This window comes from Caproicibacterium sp. BJN0003, assembly GCF_026314295.1.
Lineage (GTDB): Bacteria > Bacillota > Clostridia > Oscillospirales > Acutalibacteraceae > Caproicibacterium.
Genome location: NZ_CP111108.1, coordinates 947,050 through 965,390, shown reverse-complemented (window position 1 = coordinate 965,390; position 18,341 = coordinate 947,050). Strand labels below are relative to the sequence as shown.

At 43.2% G+C, this 18,341-nt stretch carries 17 protein-coding genes; 7 read left to right on the top strand and 10 right to left on the bottom strand.

The features are described from left to right. Nucleotides 1-34: 34 nt before the first annotated feature. The 5 genes from OP489_RS04775 to OP489_RS04755 form a co-directional block, all read right to left on the bottom strand. Nucleotides 35-1,348, bottom strand: coding sequence for an NAD(P)/FAD-dependent oxidoreductase (locus OP489_RS04775; RefSeq protein WP_323135423.1), 1,314 nt, complete (start codon nt 1,346-1,348; stop codon nt 35-37). Then, the gene (locus tag OP489_RS04770; RefSeq protein ID WP_266163197.1) at nt 1,284-2,177 is read right to left on the bottom strand and encodes a MurR/RpiR family transcriptional regulator; all 894 of its coding nucleotides are present in this window, start codon (nt 2,175-2,177) and stop codon (nt 1,284-1,286) included. Before OP489_RS04770 ends, OP489_RS04775 begins: the two co-directional genes overlap by 65 nt. 152 nt (nt 2,178-2,329) lie before the next feature. After that, nucleotides 2,330-2,866 carry a hypothetical protein gene (locus OP489_RS04765; RefSeq protein WP_266163196.1) on the bottom strand — a complete coding sequence of 179 codons (537 nt, stop codon included), beginning with the start codon at nt 2,864-2,866 and terminating at the stop codon, nt 2,330-2,332. Nucleotides 2,867-2,887: 21 nt separating this feature from the next. After that, entirely contained in the window at nt 2,888-3,553 is a 666-nt protein-coding gene (locus OP489_RS04760) for a J domain-containing protein (protein WP_266163194.1), read from the bottom strand. Beyond that, on the bottom strand, nt 3,550-4,428 hold the full coding sequence (locus OP489_RS04755) for a DUF5685 family protein (protein ID WP_266163193.1): 879 nt from the start codon (nt 4,426-4,428) through the stop codon (nt 3,550-3,552). Before OP489_RS04755 ends, OP489_RS04760 begins: the two co-directional genes overlap by 4 nt. A 258-nt stretch (nt 4,429-4,686) precedes the next feature. Here OP489_RS04755 and OP489_RS04750 point away from each other — a divergent pair, with 258 nt between their 5' ends. Continuing rightward, on the top strand, nt 4,687-4,932 hold the full coding sequence (locus tag OP489_RS04750) for a hypothetical protein (protein WP_266163192.1): 246 nt from the start codon (nt 4,687-4,689) through the stop codon (nt 4,930-4,932). A gap of 67 nt (nt 4,933-4,999) precedes the next feature. Here the strand turns inward: OP489_RS04750 and uvrA are convergent, their stop codons facing one another. Continuing rightward, entirely contained in the window at nt 5,000-7,828 is a 2,829-nt protein-coding gene (gene uvrA, locus OP489_RS04745) for an excinuclease ABC subunit UvrA (protein WP_266163191.1), read from the bottom strand. 29 nt (nt 7,829-7,857) lie between these two features. Further along, on the bottom strand, nt 7,858-9,819 hold the full coding sequence (gene uvrB, locus OP489_RS04740) for an excinuclease ABC subunit UvrB (RefSeq protein ID WP_266163190.1): 1,962 nt from the start codon (nt 9,817-9,819) through the stop codon (nt 7,858-7,860). Nucleotides 9,820-10,097: 278 nt separating this feature from the next. Here uvrB and OP489_RS04735 point away from each other — a divergent pair, with 278 nt between their 5' ends. From OP489_RS04735 to OP489_RS04725, 3 genes are all read left to right on the top strand, one after another. Then, nucleotides 10,098-10,508, top strand: coding sequence for an RrF2 family transcriptional regulator (locus OP489_RS04735; RefSeq protein WP_180340974.1), 411 nt, complete (start codon nt 10,098-10,100; stop codon nt 10,506-10,508). 72 nt (nt 10,509-10,580) lie between these two features. Continuing rightward, the gene (locus tag OP489_RS04730; protein WP_266163189.1) at nt 10,581-12,491 is read left to right on the top strand and encodes an acyl-CoA dehydrogenase family protein; all 1,911 of its coding nucleotides are present in this window, start codon (nt 10,581-10,583) and stop codon (nt 12,489-12,491) included. A gap of 20 nt (nt 12,492-12,511) precedes the next feature. Continuing rightward, nucleotides 12,512-13,732: an FprA family A-type flavoprotein gene (locus tag OP489_RS04725; RefSeq protein ID WP_266163188.1), complete on the top strand. Its 1,221-nt coding sequence runs from the start codon at nt 12,512-12,514 to the stop codon at nt 13,730-13,732. A 115-nt stretch (nt 13,733-13,847) separates the two neighbouring features. Here OP489_RS04725 and OP489_RS04720 read toward each other — a convergent pair whose 3' ends face one another. After that, a complete protein-coding gene (locus OP489_RS04720) occupies nt 13,848-14,108 on the bottom strand; it encodes an AbrB/MazE/SpoVT family DNA-binding domain-containing protein (RefSeq protein WP_180340977.1) in 261 nt (86 codons plus the stop codon). Nucleotides 14,109-14,263: 155 nt separating this feature from the next. On the opposite strand from OP489_RS04720, the gene OP489_RS04715 reads away from it, so the two are divergent. Together OP489_RS04715 and OP489_RS04710 are read left to right on the top strand one after the other, a co-directional pair. Then, nucleotides 14,264-14,851: a nucleoside recognition domain-containing protein gene (locus OP489_RS04715; RefSeq protein WP_180340978.1), complete on the top strand. Its 588-nt coding sequence runs from the start codon at nt 14,264-14,266 to the stop codon at nt 14,849-14,851. Then, a complete protein-coding gene (locus OP489_RS04710; protein ID WP_266163187.1) occupies nt 14,844-15,374 on the top strand; it encodes a spore maturation protein in 531 nt (176 codons plus the stop codon). The genes OP489_RS04715 and OP489_RS04710 overlap by 8 nt, the downstream gene beginning before the upstream one ends. On the opposite strand, the gene OP489_RS04705 is transcribed toward OP489_RS04710, so the two are convergent. Beyond that, nucleotides 15,367-16,443, bottom strand: a complete 1,077-nt coding sequence (locus OP489_RS04705; RefSeq protein WP_266163475.1) for a M24 family metallopeptidase — start codon at nt 16,441-16,443, stop codon at nt 15,367-15,369. The two genes, OP489_RS04710 and OP489_RS04705, sit on opposite strands and share 8 nt — an antisense overlap. A 274-nt stretch (nt 16,444-16,717) precedes the next feature. On the opposite strand from OP489_RS04705, the gene OP489_RS04700 reads away from it, so the two are divergent. Beyond that, nucleotides 16,718-17,293 carry a GNAT family N-acetyltransferase gene (locus OP489_RS04700; RefSeq protein ID WP_266163186.1) on the top strand — a complete coding sequence of 192 codons (576 nt, stop codon included), beginning with the start codon at nt 16,718-16,720 and terminating at the stop codon, nt 17,291-17,293. A 182-nt stretch (nt 17,294-17,475) separates the two neighbouring features. On the opposite strand, the gene OP489_RS04695 is transcribed toward OP489_RS04700, so the two are convergent. Next, entirely contained in the window at nt 17,476-18,312 is an 837-nt protein-coding gene (locus tag OP489_RS04695; protein ID WP_266163185.1) for a deoxyribonuclease IV, read from the bottom strand. Nucleotides 18,313-18,341 lie beyond the last annotated feature (29 nt).

Sequence of the window (18,341 nt, the reverse complement as noted above, 5' to 3'; positions counted from 1 at the left end):
CCTTTTTAAATTTTACTACAACCCAACAAATTTTTCAAAAAGATTTCTCATTTTGCACTTTCTGCGCAACGCTCTGTGCTGCAAGGCGTCCGGTACAAAAAGCAATTTGCAAATTAAAACCGCCTGTATAGCCATCTACGTCCAAAAGTTCTCCTGCAAAGTACAACCCATGAATTTTCTTCGATTCCATTGTTTTGGGGTCAACTTCCTTTACCTTTACGCCGCCGGAAGTAACGATGGCTTCTTCAATTGGCCGAAATCCGGTAACCGTAAATGAAAGCTGTTTCAAAAGCCTCACAAGAGACAATCGCTGCTCTCTTGTGATGTCTGCGCACTTAGTTGATTCCAAAATTCCGGAGCGGCGCACGACCACAGGAATCATCAGCCGCGGCAGCAAGTCCGAAAGTCCATTTACGAAATCACGCGCATGATATTTTGTAAAATCGCGTTGTAAACGCGCATCGAGTTTTTCAAAAGATAATGCCGGCTTCAAATCAATATCTGCTCGGTAACGGCCGGATTCCATCTCTTTTAGATGTGTACTGCCGCTGAGCACCACCGGCCCAGAAAGCCCAAAATGGGTAAATAACAGTTCTCCAAAATCCGTACAAACTGTTTTCTTTTTCTTCGTATCATAAAGCTGAAAACCGATATTACGCAGAGAAAGCCCCATCATATCCCGGCAGTCCTGCTCCTTACAGCAAAGAGGCACCAAAGAGGGACGCGGCGGGATAACGGTATGGCCAGCCTGCTGCGCCAAAAGATAGCCATCTCCAGTAGAACCGGTAACGGGATAGCTTTTTCCACCGCAGCAAAGGATAACCTGTGGAGCCAAAATCGTTTCTCTGTCCGAAAGTACAACTCCCTTGACGGATTCATCTTCCAGAAAGAGCTTTTTAACTTCTCCCTGTATTACTTGGACCCCACCATCCCGGTTCCAATGAACCAATGCATCGACAATGTCCTTTGCTCGATCCGACTGTGGAAACACGCGGTTTCCGCGCTCTGTTTTCAGAGGCACTCCCAATGATTCGAAAAACTTCATCACATCAGAAGGCGAAAAATGAGACAGAGCTCCAAAAAGGAACCGTCCATTCGTGGGGACATTCGCAATGACTTCCTGAGAAGTGCAGTCATTCGTCACATTACAGCGTCCCTTTCCTGTAATGGAAAGCTTCCACCCCAACCGATTTGTTTTTTCAATTAAACAGACTTTAAGCCCAAGATGGGCGGCGGTGCCGGCAGCCATCAGACCGGAAGCACCCCCGCCCACTACTATCAAATCACTCTTTTTTATTATCTTTATCATTTTCTGTTTCGTCAACTTTTTCGTAAACTCCATATTCATCCCAAATATCTTCCAAATTCTGAAAAACTTTTGTCACACGGCTTTCCATTTTCAAAGCCAGTGCAACAAGCAACGAATTAATCAGGCTCAGCGGTGCAACCAGAGAATCCACGATTGCCGAAATATCACTTCGGGCAAGTAATCTATAATCTGCAAATTCCGCAATCGGTGACAAAAGAGAATCTGTAATCGCAATTACTTTTGCACCACGGTCGTGTGCAAAACGCATCGCCTTAGATGCTTTTTTACTATAACGCGGAAACGAAAGTCCAATCATCACATCATCTTTCGTCATATAGATCATCTGCTCAAAGATTTCCGCCTCGCTGGTCGCCTGAATACACTGAACATTATCAAATAGCATTCCCAAATAATAAGAAAGAAATGTTGCCAAAGCCACACTGCTGCGCGCTCCTAAAATATAAATCTTTTTCGCCGCAATGATTGCATCAACTGCTTCATAAAAGTCTTTATGAGAAGTTGCCTCCATCGTACGGCGTATTACATCCATATCCTGAGCCAGCATCACATCAAGAATATCATTTTTCCCGATTCTTTCCTTTGTGACTTCAATTCGCTGTACGCTGGTCAGCTTCGATCGAATCATTTCCTGCATTGCACGCTGCAGTTCAGGGTATCCATCATAGCCCAATTCCGTTGCAAAACGTACCACTGTGGATTCACTGACTCCGACTGTCGAACCAAGCTTGGAAGCAGTCATAAATGCTACTTTATCATAATGTTCTTCAATATATTTAGCAATTAATCTTTGACCTTTTGAAAAATGCGGCATCTGATCCTGAATTCGGATCGAAAGATGTGTGTTCATCAAATCAACTCCTTGTTCCAAGTTTACTTTTTTTTCGAAAAAATAGCAATCGTTTTTTTCAAAATTTGCAGGGCCCTCTTAAAAAATTGCAAAATTTTCTTCGGTACATAGAAAAAAGCCCCATATGGGACTTTTTTCTATAAAGTATCGGTCTATTTTGCACGAAACCATTTAGAAATCATGGAATGGAACCGCACAACATACGCACCAACCAACCCGGAAAGCGCATAGTCATAAATAACAAAAACAACATTCCCTGCAAGGAGCAGCCAAAGCGGCATGCCAGGAATAATCTCAAAACTTTCCTCTGGAATTCCCCAAAAATAAATACTGATAAAATAAGCAACAATCATAGAAGCATTAAAAACACCAAATTTAAAAATCCATTGCTCCCATTTTGGCCCGCGGCGTTCAAATATTGCCTTTATGATTGGATAGTACCCAAAAAAGAGAATGTAAAGAAAAACAGCTTCTTTATCCGGTCCTAATAAGAACCCAAGAATTCCCGTTGCTAAAAAAACCGGCCACGCCCATTTGGCCCCCAGTTCCACAACAATTGGCATTAAAAGCGCACCGGAAAGTGCAGGTAACGCATAGGTGGCAACTGGGATCAGTCCGGCAGCACACAAAAACGCGACTCCCAACGCGGTCAGCATGCCGGAAAACGCAATCTGTACCGAACGATTCAAAGGAAGATCCCCCCTTCAAAATTATCGGAATCCAATGCAGGGGCAAAGATTTCCGCCCATACACTCACAGCACATATCCGCTGCCATCAAATCGCCGCATGCGCCGCAACCGGTAAATCCGCCGCCCGTTGTCATATTGGGATTATATCCGCCGTACATTCCGCTGCGCTGATTCATAATTTGATTCATCGCCGAACGATATTCCATATTCTGTGGATCCATCTGAACAGCACGATTAAAATGATTGGTAGCTTCGTCCAGCCACCCTCGTTTATAAAGAACAGTTCCCTTTAAGAAATACCATTCTGCGTTACGATTCTCTCCAGGGACACCATCCAAAATTTGCTCTGCATCGGAAATTCGTCCACTCATAATATAGCTGCGCACATCTCCAAAGCTGGAATTCTGCGCACCACCATAACCATAAGTGCCGCCATAGCCATAAGTACCACCGTAAGCACTGCCATAACCGCCTGTCTGCTGTCCAGAGCCACGGTTTTTACGCTGCGCCTGAATTGCATCATACGCTTCATTGATCTCTTTCATTTTTTCGCTGGCAAGGTCTGCAATCGGGCTTCCGGCATAATTATCGGGATGATATTTTTTAGCCAGATTGTGATAGGCGGTCTTAATTTCTTCGTCCGTTGCCGAAGGAGAAACGCCAAGCACCTGATAGGGGTCCGTCATTCTTTTTCCTCCTTACGAAATAACAGTTCTTTTTGCGTTGCAGGTAATCCTTTTTCTATAATATTCTGCAAAATTGACTGAAAAGAAGTCCAATCCATCAGCGAAAATGCAGCGAGTAAACGCGAAAGGGTCAAATTTAATGATGCATTTGCTTTTTGCCTTATGGGATCAAAATCCTTTTTCTCGACTTTTTGAGTCAGCCCGGATTCTCTGATGAGACAATTAAAGCTACCTGATTCCAAATCTTTTTCCAAATCGTCCGCCGCGTCCATAATATAAACCCAGCGTCCCAGAAAATATCCAAATTCATACAGTGTTCTTGAAAGCGGAGAAGAACTTTCTCCCCCTTCATGCTGCAAGATTTTTCCAAGCATCTGTGCTGTTGGAGACGCACAGGCATCCATCTTTTGCCCTTCCGTCTCCACCTGATTCTGTGCCGTCATTGTCTCTGTAACAATCTTGTCCATCCAAGGAAAATCAGCTTTCGCGCGTTTCTGCGCTCTGCGGGACAGCGGCAAAAGCAGCCGTGCACGAATTTTTCCTTTTCCATGATCCCGCAGATCATCCTCCAGCTTAAAGCAAGTCATCAAAACGCTTAAAGCTGCAGCCTGATGAAATGACTCTTCAGCATTTTGACAAAAATTGCATTTTTTCAGCGGATTGACCACACAATGCCCAGCACCATAACAAGGCTTTTCTTTTCTCAAAGACATCAAAATCATGGTATAAAAAGTACAGTCATAACTTAGCGTTAACCGGGAAAGCCGACCATAATAACGGCCAAGATTTTTACATAGCCCGCAGTATATTCCACGATAACTTTCCCATTCCCGAACCAAAAGTTCAGGCTTAAACGGTCTGATATAACCAAACAACGGCACCCATCCTTACTCTTTACTAATAAAGATTAACTTATTGTACAATAAATCACCCGATGATTTGTTGAACAATGTGTTAATTTTGTCCGATTTTTGTAATCTTTTGCGGATCTACAGAAATGTTTCACAATCACGTCTGCAAAATTTTAGATAATTTTTATAAAATTTATTGTTGATAGTTTCACAATCCTATGGTATGATAAATTTTGTAGAAAGCAATAGTAGATATTCACTTGATGATAGGAGGGATTTTCGATGAAACTTTATGATATTGACATCGGAGATTTTATGCAGTTACTGGATCGTGCCAAAGGCGACGTAATTCTTGAAACAGATGATGGAAACAAGCTGAACCTCAAAAGTAAACTCTGTCAGCTGTATGGTGTAAAACAACTTTTGGAGAGTGCCAAAAATGCAACCATTACTGCAGAAATTAAACTAACGAACCCGGAAGATCAGATTTTGTTTTTAAAGTATCTGACGGATGCCACAACCCTTTGAGCTTTCAAAATTTATAAATTCCCCGAAGCCCTGTTTTGTTGGGTTTCGGGGGATTTTTTGCCGAAATTCAGGTGTGCTCCAAAAGTTTGCGAAGATACTGTCCTGTATAAGACTGTTCCACCGCTGCAATCTGCTCCGGCGTTCCTTTTGCAATGACCGTTCCGCCGCCATCGCCGCCTTCCGGCCCAAGGTCGATCACATAATCTGCTGTCTTGATCAAATCCAGATTATGTTCAATCACAACTACGGTATTTCCTCCGTCCACCAGTCTTTGAAGGACTTCGATCAACTGATGCACATCAGCAATATGCAGACCGGTAGTCGGTTCGTCCAAAATATAAATCGTTCTGCCGGTGCTTCTTTTAGAAAGCTCCGCTGCCAATTTAACGCGCTGTGCTTCACCGCCTGAAAGCGTTGTTGCCGGCTGTCCAATTTTGATATATCCGAGTCCAACCTCCTGCAAAGTCTGCAGTCTTCTGGCAATTCGCGGAATTGCCCCGAAAAATTGTGCCCCCTCTTCGACCGTCATTTCCAGTACATCATAAATATTTTTTCCTTTATACTGAATTTCCAGCGTCTCGCGATTGTACCGCTTTCCGTGACAGGCATCACAGGGAACATAGATATCCGGCAAAAAATGCATTTCAATTTTAATAATGCCGTCGCCTTCACATGCTTCGCACCGACCGCCCTTCACATTAAAAGAAAAGCGGCTGGAAGAAAATCCCCGTAGTTTTGCCTCTTGTGTGCTTGCGAACAGATTGCGGATATCCGTAAAGACGCCTGTATAGGTAGCCGGATTGGAACGTGGAGTTCTGCCAATAGGTGACTGGTCGATCGCAATCACTTTATCCAATGCGGAAAGCCCGGTAATTTTTTTAAATTGTCCCGGCCTTGATTTAGCCCCATTTAATTCCCGTGCCAAATATTTATACAGAATTTCGTTTATAAGGGAGGATTTCCCCGAACCAGAAACACCAGTCACACAAATAAACGTGCCTAACGGAAAGCTCACATCAATATTCTTTAGATTATTCTGCTCAGCTCCCTCGATTTTTAAGAAATTCCCATTTCCTTTTCTGCGTTCTTTCGGGACCCCCACTTTCTTCTTCCCACTCAGATACTGGCCGGTAATGGAAGCTTCACAATTTAGGATATCTTCCGGCTTGCCGTTAAATACCACTTCTCCGCCATGAATTCCAGCACCGGGACCAATATCCACCAGATGATCGGCGGCGCGCATGGTATCTTCATCATGTTCTACAACAATCACGGTATTTCCCTGATCCCGCAGATGCTTTAGTGTGGCAAGAAGTTTATCATTATCACGCTGATGTAACCCGATACTGGGCTCGTCCAAAATATAAAGGACTCCCATTAAAGAGGAACCAATCTGCGTTGCAAGCCGAATTCGCTGGCTTTCTCCTCCGGAAAGTGTACCGGAACCGCGGCTAAGTGTCAGATATTCAAGGCCAACACTCTTTAAAAATCCAAGTCTTGAAAAAATCTCTTTTAAAATCGGTTTTGCAATCATGGCATCTCGGCCTTCTAAATGCAGCCCATGAAAGAAATCCAACGCCTTGTTAATGGAAAGATCGCAAAGCTGCGAAATATTCAGCCCACCTACTGTAACCGCCAGACTCATTGGGGACAAGCGCTGTCCATGACAGGCGTCACACGGGATGGCGCTCATATAGGACTCGATTTCTTCCTTTACCCAGTTGCTGCTGGTCTCACGAAAACGGCGCTCCAGGTTATTGATAATTCCCTCAAACGTCGTTAAATACTTTCCAGAACCATATTCATTTTTCCGAACGATCTGAATCTTTTCCCCATTTGTGCCATAGAGCAGAATCTGAATGATCTCCTCTGGCAAGTTTTTGATCGGCGTTTTCAGCGAAAAATGATAGTGCTTAGAAAGCGCTTCCATATACATGGAAGCAATCGTACTGCCCTCCATCGCCCAACCACTGGCTTTTAAGCCTCCCTGCGCAATGGAAAGATTTTTATCAGGAAGAATTCTCTCGGGATCAATTTTCATAAAGACGCCCAACCCAGTACATTTTGGACAGGCACCGAACGGATTATTAAAAGAAAACATACGAGGAGTCAGTTCATCGACGCCCACTCCATGCTCCGGGCAGGCATAATTTAGAGAAAAAGCATGGTCTTCCCCATCGACCGGACTGACGACGATCAAGCCCTGAGAAAGACTGGAGGCTGTCTCTAAAGAATCCGCCAAGCGAGAGCGAATCGATGGTGTGACGACAAGCCGATCTACTACAATCTCGATCGTATGCTTTTTATTCTTTTCCAGTTTGATTTCTTCTGAAAGGTCATAGAGAATCCCATCTATCCGTGCCCGAACAAATCCACTGCGGCGTGCGGCTTCTAATTCCTTAGTATGCTCTCCCTTTCGCGCTTTTACGATTGGTGCCAAAATTTGAATTTTTGTTTTCTCCGGCATTGCAAGCACACGATCTACAACCTGATCGATGGTCTGTTGGCGGATCTCCCTACCACAGATCGGGCAATGCGGAACTCCGACTCTCGCATACAGAAGGCGCAGATAGTCATAGATTTCCGTCACGGTCCCAACTGTTGACCGCGGATTCTTTGAAGTCGTCTTTTGATCGATCGAAATTGCCGGTGAAAGTCCTTCAATGGAATCCACGTCCGGTTTATCCATCTGCCCCAAAAACTGCCTTGCATAGGAAGAAAGCGACTCTACATATCTTCTCTGACCTTCTGCATAAATGGTATCAAACGCCAAACTGCTTTTGCCGCTGCCGGAAAGTCCCGTAAAAACGATCAATTTATCTCTGGGAATTTCCAGACTGATATTTTTAAGGTTGTGTTCTCTTGCTCCCCTGATGATGATATTTTTCGGCTCCATGAATCCGTTTCCTTTCTATTTTGGAAAATTCATTTTCCCTCTTGCAGTTCTTTGATCTTATCTCTCAAAAACGCAGCATGTTCAAATTCCAACAATTTTGCAGCTGCTTTCATCTCGCGAGTAAGCTGCTCGATCATCTGACGGCGCTCAATCGGAGACAAATATTTTTTCTTCTTCTTTTTATCCTCTTTATGAGTAGAAATTTCGAGAATCTCCGAAACTTTTTTCTGGATGGTTTTTGGGGTGATTCCATGCTCCTGATTATAGGCAACCTGTAACTTTCGGCGACGATTTGTCTCTCGGATTGCCGCCTCCATGCTGGGCGTCACTGTATCCGCATACATGATCACCTTGCCGGAAGCATTACGCGCTGCACGGCCGATGGTCTGAATTAGGCTTCGCTCGGAACGCAGGAACCCTTCTTTATCTGCATCTAAGATTGCCACTAGACTGACTTCTGGAATATCCAACCCCTCACGCAGAAGGTTGATTCCCACCAAAACATCAAACTCTCCCAAACGCAGATCGCGAATGATTTCCATCCGCTCCACCGTATCGATATCATGGTGCATATACCGTACCCGGATTCCCATCCCCTGCAGATAAGAGGTCAGATCCTCTGCCATCTTTTTAGTCAAAGTCGTAACCAAAACTCTTTCCTTTTTCTCAGCGCGCAGATTGATTTCACTGATCAAATCGTCAATCTGCCCGTCGGTCGGCTTTACAAAGATTTCCGGATCAAGAAGCCCAGTCGGACGAATTACCTGCTCCACCACCTGAGACGCTTTCGAAAGCTCCCAGTCTCCCGGCGTTGCACTGACAAAGACTGCCTGATCTACATGATGATAAAATTCATCAAAAGTCAGCGGACGGTTATCATAGGCGCTGGGCAAACGAAATCCAAAATCCACCAAAGACTTTTTCCGTGCCTGATCGCCCGCATACATGCTGCGTACCTGCGGCAGCGTCACATGGGACTCATCCACAAAGAGCAGAAAGTCCTCTGGAAAATAATCGAGCAGCGTACACGGGGCGCTTCCCGGAGCACGACCGGCCATCACCCGAGAATAGTTCTCAATCCCCTTGCAGAAGCCAATTTCAGAAAGCATTTCCATGTCATAGGTCGTACGCTCTCTGATTCTCTGTGCTTCAATAAGCTTCCCATGTTCTTCAAAGAATTTAACGCGCTCTTCCATCTCATCATAGATGGAAGAAAGTGCGTTTTTCAGTTTTCCCTGCGGCACAATATAATGAGAAGCCGGATAGATGGCAACATGCTTTATTTCGGCTTTTAATTCTCCGGTAACTGGGTTGATCTCTGTGATCCTATCAATCTCATCGCCAAAAAATTCTACTCGAATCACCGTATCATTCGAATAAGAAGGCCAAATTTCCACAACGTCTCCTCGAACCCGAAACTTATTTCTGGAGAGGGCAACGTCGTTCCGCTCAAACTGGATCTCCACTAACTTCTTTAAAAGCTCGTCCCGACTTTTTTCCATCCCCGGACGCAATGAAATCACCATCGTTCGGTAATCAATTGGGTCGCCAAGAGAATAAATACAGCTGACACTCGCAACAATAATGACATCTCTGCGCTCTGAAAGCGCACTGGTCGCCGAATGGCGCAGTTTATCGATCTCATCATTGATTGCCGAATCTTTTTCGATATAAGTATCCGTCTGCGCAATATACGCTTCCGGCTGATAATAATCATAATAGGAGACAAAATATTCCACTGCGTTTTCGGGAAAGAACTCCCGAAATTCAGAACAAAGCTGAGCCGCCAGCGTTTTATTATGTGCCAAAACCAGTGTGGGACGATTCACCTTTTCAATCACATTTGCCATCGTAAAAGTCTTTCCAGAACCAGTTACGCCGAGCAGCACCTGCTCATGGTCTCCCTCTTTAAGCCCCTGTACTAGTTTTTCAATTGCCTGTGGCTGATCACCGGTGGGCCGATATTTACTGTGTAATTTAAAGCAATCCAATCCGATAACCTCCACCTTTTTCTTTTATAAAAATCCTGATTGATGCTATTATTGTACCACAAAACCTCAATATGTAAATATGAAAACAGATCTGCTGTTTTCCTTTATATGGCATGTTAATTTTTAGTACTTCAATTTCATTTTTATTGTAGTCTTTGTCTTTAATCGATAATTTTTTTTAAAAATTATCTGCAAAAATAGAATTTTTTCTAAAATTCAATCTTGACAAAAAATGTCCAGTTTGATAAAATGCAAATATGAAGAGGAGGTGTGAAAGTTTGCTGATTACAAAAGAAACAGACTATGCTCTGCGAATTTTGCGTGCATTAGCAAAAAGTGACCGACTAACCACTACGGAGTTGTCTACAAATGAACAGATCCCACAGAATTTTGCCTATAAAATTCTGAAGAAACTTCAAAAGGCGGGATTTGTTGAAATTGCGCGTGGAACCGGAGGCGGATGTGCTTTAACTTCTGATCTCAACAGTATTACTCTATACCAGCTGATCAATGCCATGGAGCAATCTGCGTTTTTAACTGCCTGTACCAAGCCCGGCCAGCATTGCTCATGGCAGGAATCCCATGATGATCAGATATGTCATGCACACATTCAGCTCTTAAAAATTCAGAAAACGCTGGATCAAGAACTAAAGTCTCATACACTCCAGACTGTTTTATTCGGTAACTAAGCATCCTCTCCCTTACTTCGGATCACGGAATCCCAAGGACAAAATTTGGAATTTGCAAAAGGAGGAAACGGTATGTTATTCAAAACCACACAGCAGCATGAGGAACTCCGAGCAAAAGTTCGGGCGTTCGCAGAAGAAAAAGTGAAGCCTTTAACCTTTTTATTAGACAAAGAAAATGAGTTTCCAACGGAAGCAGTAACCGAGCTTGGAAAAATGGGATTGATGGGAATTCCTTATCCAAAAGAATGGGGCGGCATGGGGCTCGATGTTATCAGCTATGCCATTGCGGTAGAAGAGCTTGCGCGTGTTGACGGCGGCACAGGCGTTATCCTATCGGCTCACACTTCTCTTGGCACATGGCCGATTTACGCTTATGGAAATGAAGCACAAAAGAAAAAGTACTTAATTCCGCTATGCAAAGGTGAAAAGCTTGGTGCTTTTGGTTTAACGGAACCGAATGCAGGTTCCGATGCCGGAGGAACAGAAACCACTGCTGTAGATAAAGGCGATTATTATTTACTCAACGGCGGCAAAATCTTCATCACCAATGCTCCACTAGCAGATACCTATGTTGTGTTCGCGATTACTACTCCCGATATCGGAACTCACGGTATTTCTGCTTTCATTGTAGAAAAAGGTTGGAAAGGATTTGAATTCGGCGACCATTACGACAAAATGGGCATTCGCTCTTCCTCTACTGCTGAGCTGATTTTCAACGACGTGAAAGTGCCGAAAGAAAATCTGCTCGGAAAAGAAGGTCAAGGCTTTAAAATCGCAATGTCCACACTCGACGGCGGCCGCATTGGTATCGCTTCACAGGCCCTTGGCATCGCACAAGGAGCATTTGATCAAGCGGTGGATTACGCAAAAGAGCGTGTACAGTTTGGAAAGCCTATCGCTTTTCAGCAAGGAATTTCTTTTAAAATTGCCGATATGGCAACGAAACTGCGTTGTGCACGTTTTCTCGTTTACTCCGCAGCAGAAATGAAAGAGAATCACGAACCGTATGGAATGGAATCCGCCATGGCAAAGCAATATGCTTCTGATATTGCGCTCGAAGTTACAAATGATGCACTTCAAATCTTTGGCGGTACCGGATACCTCAAAGGAATGGAAGTTGAGCGTATGTACCGGGATGCTAAGATCACTACCATTTACGAGGGCACCAACGAAATTCAGCGCGTCGTTATCGCGTCCCATATTCTAGGCAAGCCCCCGAAGCAGTCCGGCGAAACCGGTCACCGTACCAAAAAGCCCACTCCTATCACCGGAATCCGCAAAAAGATGATGTTCCGTGACGGGAATGCAAAAGATCAAGTGAATTCCCTAGTGGAAGCCTTAAAAAAAGATGGGTTCGACTTTACGGTCGGCATCCCGATCGATACTCCTATCGCGAAAGCCGAGCGTGTTGTTTCTGCAGGAAAAGGCATCGGCGATAAAAAGAACATGAAGCTGATCGAAAATCTGGCCAAAGCAGCAGGCGCAGCCGTTGGCTCTTCCCGTCCGGTCGCTGAAACGCTCAAGTACATTCCAATCAATCGTTACGTTGGAATGTCCGGCCAAAAATTTACCGGAAATCTATATATCGCATGTGGAATCTCTGGTGCAACTCAGCACCTCAAAGGAATTAAAAACGCTTCCATTATTGTAGCAATCAATAAAAACGGCAACGCCCCGATCTTTAAGAATTGTGATTACGGAATTGTCGGCGATGTCAATGAAATTCTGCCCCTCCTTACTGAAGCACTCGGTACCGAGGAAAAGAAACCAGCTCCGCCCATGGTAAAAATGAAACGCCCACAAATGCCAAAGCCGGAACCAATCGGTCCCCGTTACATATGCAATGGCTGCGGCTATGAGTACGTACCGGAATTAGGCGATCCAGACAGCGAAATCGCAGTTGGTACCCAGTTTAAGGATTTACCTGTGGATTGGGTCTGCCCCGAGTGCGCCGAGCCAAAAGATCAGTTTATTGAAGCATAAAATCGAAGGGAGGAAATTTCATGTATTGCGTTAGAAATGTAACGGAAGATTTATACTGGGTAGGAGCAAACGATCACCGCCTTGCTCTTTTCGAAAACGCATATCCAATTCCAAGAGGAGTTACTTATAATTCATATCTTTTGCTGGATGAAAAAACCGTGATGTTCGATACGGTCGACTGGTCTTACTGCCGTCAATTATTGGAAAACACGCAGCATGTACTTGCCGGACGGCCGCTCGACTATCTTGTGATCAACCATCTGGAACCGGATCACGCCGCTTCCATTAATGAAATTCTGCTGCGTTGGCCAAATGTAACACTGATCAGCAATGAAAAAGCATTTATGCTTATGCGCCAGTTTGGATTTCAAATTGATTCACATCAAATCGTAGAAGTAAAAGAGGGAGATACTTTTAGCTTCGGCAAGCATACTGTTACCTTTGTATTTGCCCCTATGGTTCACTGGCCGGAAGTTATGGTCACATTTGATACTACAAATGGTGCATTATTCTCCGCAGATGCTTTTGGCACCTTCGGCGCACTGGATGGAAAGCTTTTTGCAGATGAAGTTGATTTTGACCGCGACTGGTTGGATGACGCCCGCCGTTATTTAACCAATATTGTTGGAAAATACGGTCCACATATTCAGCTGCTTTTAAAAAAGGCCGGCGGAATTCTCGATCAGATCAAGTATATTTGCCCACTGCATGGTCCAGTTTGGCGCAAAGATCTGATGTATTTTATTAAAAAATATGATACTTGGAGTCGATATGAGCCAGAGGTCAAGGGCGCTTTGATTGTTTATGCTTCCATGTATGGAAACACCGAATCCGTTGCCGAAGCACTAGCCGCAAAACTATGTGAAAAAGGCATGACCAACATCGCCATGTATGATGTCTCTTCCACAAATGTTTCTCAGCTGATTGCAGAATCCTTCAAATACAGCCATATTGTCTTAGCTTCTGTTACTTACAATCTCGGGATTTATCCTGCCATGCACAATTATCTGATGGATATGAAAGCGCTGAATGTCCAAAAGCGCACGGTTGCCATTATTGAGAATGGTTCTTGGGCTTGTAAATCCGGTGATTTGATGCAAAAATTTCTCAATGAAGAGATGAAAGATATGACAGTGCTCAACGAACGTGTCACAATGGCTTCTTCTCTGCATGAGGATAAAGAAATTGAACTTGATGCTCTCGTGGATTCCATTCTTGATTCTATGAAAGAAACAAATTAATTCCCCTAAAAGCATTTTAAAGTTTTATTCGAGATAAAAAGAGCAGCTTACAGGCTTTTCCTGTAAGCTGCTCTTTATTTTGCTTCAATCAAATTTCTTTAAAAAGCAATTGGAATTAGTCATCCTCATTCATATACTTAGACATTTTCTGCATGCAATCACGACATACATTGTGCCCCTTAAATGTACGAATGTTTTCCATACTGTTGCAGAAAATGCATGCTGGCTGATATTTGCGGAGAATGATTTCGCCTCTGTCTCCGACAAAAATCTCCAATGGATCTTTTTCCTTGATATCCAATGCATTACGCAGTTCTTTCGGCAACACAATACGGCCTAATTCATCCACTTTGCGCATGATACCGGTAGATTTCATTTTGCTCATCCTTCCTGATAATAATATGCTCCCATAATTCGTCACCATTGTAATACATTTTCCATAATAAGTCAATGTTTAATCGTTTTGGGAATTAAAAATTCAAAATTTATTCATATTTATATTCATATTTTTTATCTAAAGGGGTGAAAACGATGCTGAATTGGATCTGGACCGGACTTTTATTCGTCAGTATTTTATGTGCCTGTTTAACCGGCAGAACAGAAGAACTGGCAAATGCTGTTCTCTCCGGCGCACAAAGTGCTGTAGAGCTTTGTTTTGCTACCATGGGGATGATGTGCTTTTGGACCGGTATGATGCATATCGCCGAAAAAGGCGGTTTAACACAGCTCCTCGCAAAAGTTCTGCATCCAATTTTAAAGCACCTCTTCCCCGATCTCAAACCAGGTTCCCGTGCTGCTGGCGCAATTTGCATGAATTTAACGGCAAATTTTCTGGGGCTCGGAAACGCTGCAACGCCTCTGGGAATTTCGGCAATGAAAGAACTGAAAAAATGTGACCCACATTGCGGAGACGAAGCAAACCGCTCGATGGTTCTTTTCGTGGTGTTAAACACCGCTTCCCTTCAGCTGATTCCAACCTATATGGCAACGATTCGCGCAAAATACGGTGCCCAAAATCCATTTGATTTGCTGCCTGCGGTATGGATTACCTCGATCTGCGCTTTGTTGGTCGCCGTTTTATCTGCAAAGCTCTTTGAAAGGCGGAAAGTCCGTGGATAAACTTGGTTCATGGGCACTCCCCATCACCATCCTGCTGCTGCTGCTTTTTGGAATTTTTCGGAAAGTCCCGATTTTCGATACTTTTACAGAAGGAGCTAAAGAAGGACTGAAAACTTCTTTTACAATTCTGCCCACTCTGGTTGGCCTGATGGCAGCTGTAACAATGTTCAAAGCCTCCGGGGCACTTGATCTACTCTCCGGGGCATTAAAGCCGGTAACACAGTTCTTAGGGATTCCTGAATCCGTCACGCCGCTGATTCTTATGAAGCCAATTTCCGGCAGCGGCTCCACTGCAATCTTCACACAAATTCTAAAGCAACAGGGACCGGATTCTTTTTCCGGCAGAGTTGCCTCCGTATTAGCCTGCAGCACCGAAACTGCTTTTTACTGCGTATCTGTCTATTTTGGTGCAGTAGGCATCAAAAAAACAAAGCATACCATTCCGGCCGCCCTAATGGGAGACCTAACCGCATGCTTAATCGCCGGACTTGCAATCCGGTTTATTTTTAATGGCTCTATTTAATAATCTGGAGCTCTTTTGTATAATGATTCAAAACTTCACATCCGGTTTTGGTGACCAACACTAAATCTTCAATCCGTACGCCAAGACGATCTTTTAAATAGATCCCTGGTTCTACACTAAAGACCATACCGGGTTCTGCAATTACTTTGCAGACGCTGGAATTATCCGGCGGCTCATGGCAGTCAATTCCCAAGCCATGACCCAAACGATGATTAAAATACGGGCCGTATCCAGCATCTTCAATTACTTTTCGGGCCGTTAAATCAAATTCGCACATTGGCACTCCAGGTCGAATCACTGATTCGGCCTTTTCGTTTGCCTTCCGGACGATCTCATAAACCTTGCGATGCTCTTCATCTGCCTCTTTAAAGAAAACAGTACGAGTCATATCGCACCAATAGCGCTTAATTGGAATAAAGATATCGAAAATAACGGAATCTCCGCTCTTGATCACGGTCTCATTGGAAGCATGATGCGGATCCGCACAATTTGCACCAAAACAGACCAACTGTCCCTCCGGGGAACGATCTGCTCCTCGCTCTGCAAAATTCTTTTCCACAATACTTTCAAGTTCCTGCTCACGAGCACCCTCTTTAATTGCCGCAAGCGAAGCTTCCATCACAGCATCATTAATTTGAGAGGATCTGCGCAGAGCATCGATCTCTTTCTGGTCTTTGCGCATTCTCGCAAAATCTACCGGTGCACTGCCTACAACCGGCTTGATATCAGGGCGCTGCTTTAAAAGACTGATCAGAAAACGGCTTGGCCATTCCTTATCAATCCCCAGTGTTCCGCCCTTAACTACCTTAACAACATCCCTCACCGGATCATCAATATCATTATGTGTGAAAAGCTGTGCATTTCCTCCTGGTGTAAAACCAAAAAGGTCATTCCCAAACAGCACACATTTTCCATCTTTGTCAATATAGAGCGCCAACATCCGTTCAAATGGTTCTACCCATAAACCGGTCAAATAATAAACTGAAGAGGTAGAAGTCACCAAAATCTGAGACAAGCCTTCCTGTTCCATATTATGTAAAACATTTTTGAGCCGTCCCTCATTGATCATTACCACATTGAACCCTTCTCCCAAATAGATTTTCCAATTTAGTATAAACGCTTACGAAATATTTGTAAAGCTATAATATTTTCTGCAGAAATTGACAACCTTTTACATCCGTTATATTCTTTATATATTAGAGTACTTTTGTTTCAATTCTGGGTTATTCTTTTAGTCACTATTAAAAGTTATATTGGTTAAAAACCAAGAGATCACAAAATAGGAATTGAAGTGTTCTTTGTTGAAATTGAACAGCTTTTGATAGCAGAAAGGGTTAAAAATCATGTTAACAAATATTGGTACTATGGAAATCGAAACAGAAAGATTGATTTTAAGAAGATTCCGCTATACCGATGACGACGACATGCTAAAATATTGGATCAGCGACCCTAAAATTCAATCATTGTATTCTGAACCAGTTTACCGCACAAAACAAGAAGTAAAAGAACTCCTTGATAAATACATCCATTCTTATGAAAAAAACGATTTTTACAGATGGGCAATTACTTTAAAAAAGACCGATGAATGTATCGGCCAAATTGCTTACTTTCTAGTAGACAACAATAACCATTTTGCAGAAATCGAATATTGCATCGGAAGCCTTTTTCAAAGAAAGGGATTTGCGACAGAAGCAACAAAGGCTGTCATTCAATATGGCTTCGATAAAATAAATTTACATAAAGTCCAAATATGCCATAAATCCATCAATCTTCCATCCCGCAAAGTGATTGAAAAATGCGGATTTACTTACGAAGGAACATTGCGTGACTTCTTTTATCAAGATGGAAAATATATCGATCGATTATATTACTCCATATTGAGAGATGAATTTATGTCAAAATTAAAAGGCCTTAAATAAGAATGCTAGGCGAATTATTCGCCTAGCATTCTTATTTAAGTTAGATTTTGATCTTACATTTTATTAAAATATCACCTAATTTTTTTATAATAAAGCATTCCATTCTTCCTGACAAAATTTTATAATTGTGCTATACTAAATGAAATTCCAGTAAGTCGATGGGATTTTAGAATCAAACGCAGTCAGTCTTCAATATAAGCCTCCCGCAAGCGCGCAATTTCTTTTTGATAACCGGAAAGTTCATTTGGCGTTTCTAGGAAAAACGGAAGATGGCGAAGTGCCGGGTGATTGATAATCCGCACCATCGCTTCAAACCCAATACTGCCTTCTCCTATTTTTTCATGCCGGTCTTTATGACTCCCAAAAGGATTTTTGCTGTCATTCAGATGAATCGCACAAAGGTGATTTAAACCGATCGTCTGATCAAATTCTTTTAGGACACCGTCTAAATTATTTACGATATCATAACCCGCATCATAAACATGACAGGTATCTAAACAAACGCCCATTTTTTCTTTGTGTTCTACCCCTTCGATAATCTTTTGGAGTTCCTCAAAATGAGAGCCAACTTCACTCCCTTTTCCGGCCATTGTCTCCAAAAGGATCGTGGTCGTTTGTTGGGGCGTAATCAGGCAGTTGAGCAGTTCTGTAATCTGTTGGATTCCGATCTCACTCCCCTGCCCCACATGGCTGCCGGGATGAAAATTATAAAGATTTCCAGGCAAAAACTCCATTCGCTGTAAATCATCTTTCATAATTTTCTGTGCAAACCTGCGTATCCGTTCCTCTTTGGAACAAGGATTTAATGTATAAGGCGCATGCGCCAGAATAATGGGAAAGTGATACTGCTCCATTAAGTTTCTCAGTGCCAAAACATCTTCGTAATCAATCGCTTTTGCACTGCTACCCCGAGGGTTGCGGCTAAAAAACTGAAATGTATCCGCGTTGATAGAAAGTGCTTCTTCTCCCATATGCAAAAATCCCTTAGAAGAAGATAGATGGCATCCGATATGCAGCATGTTTGATTTCCCCTTATATTTTAAGAATA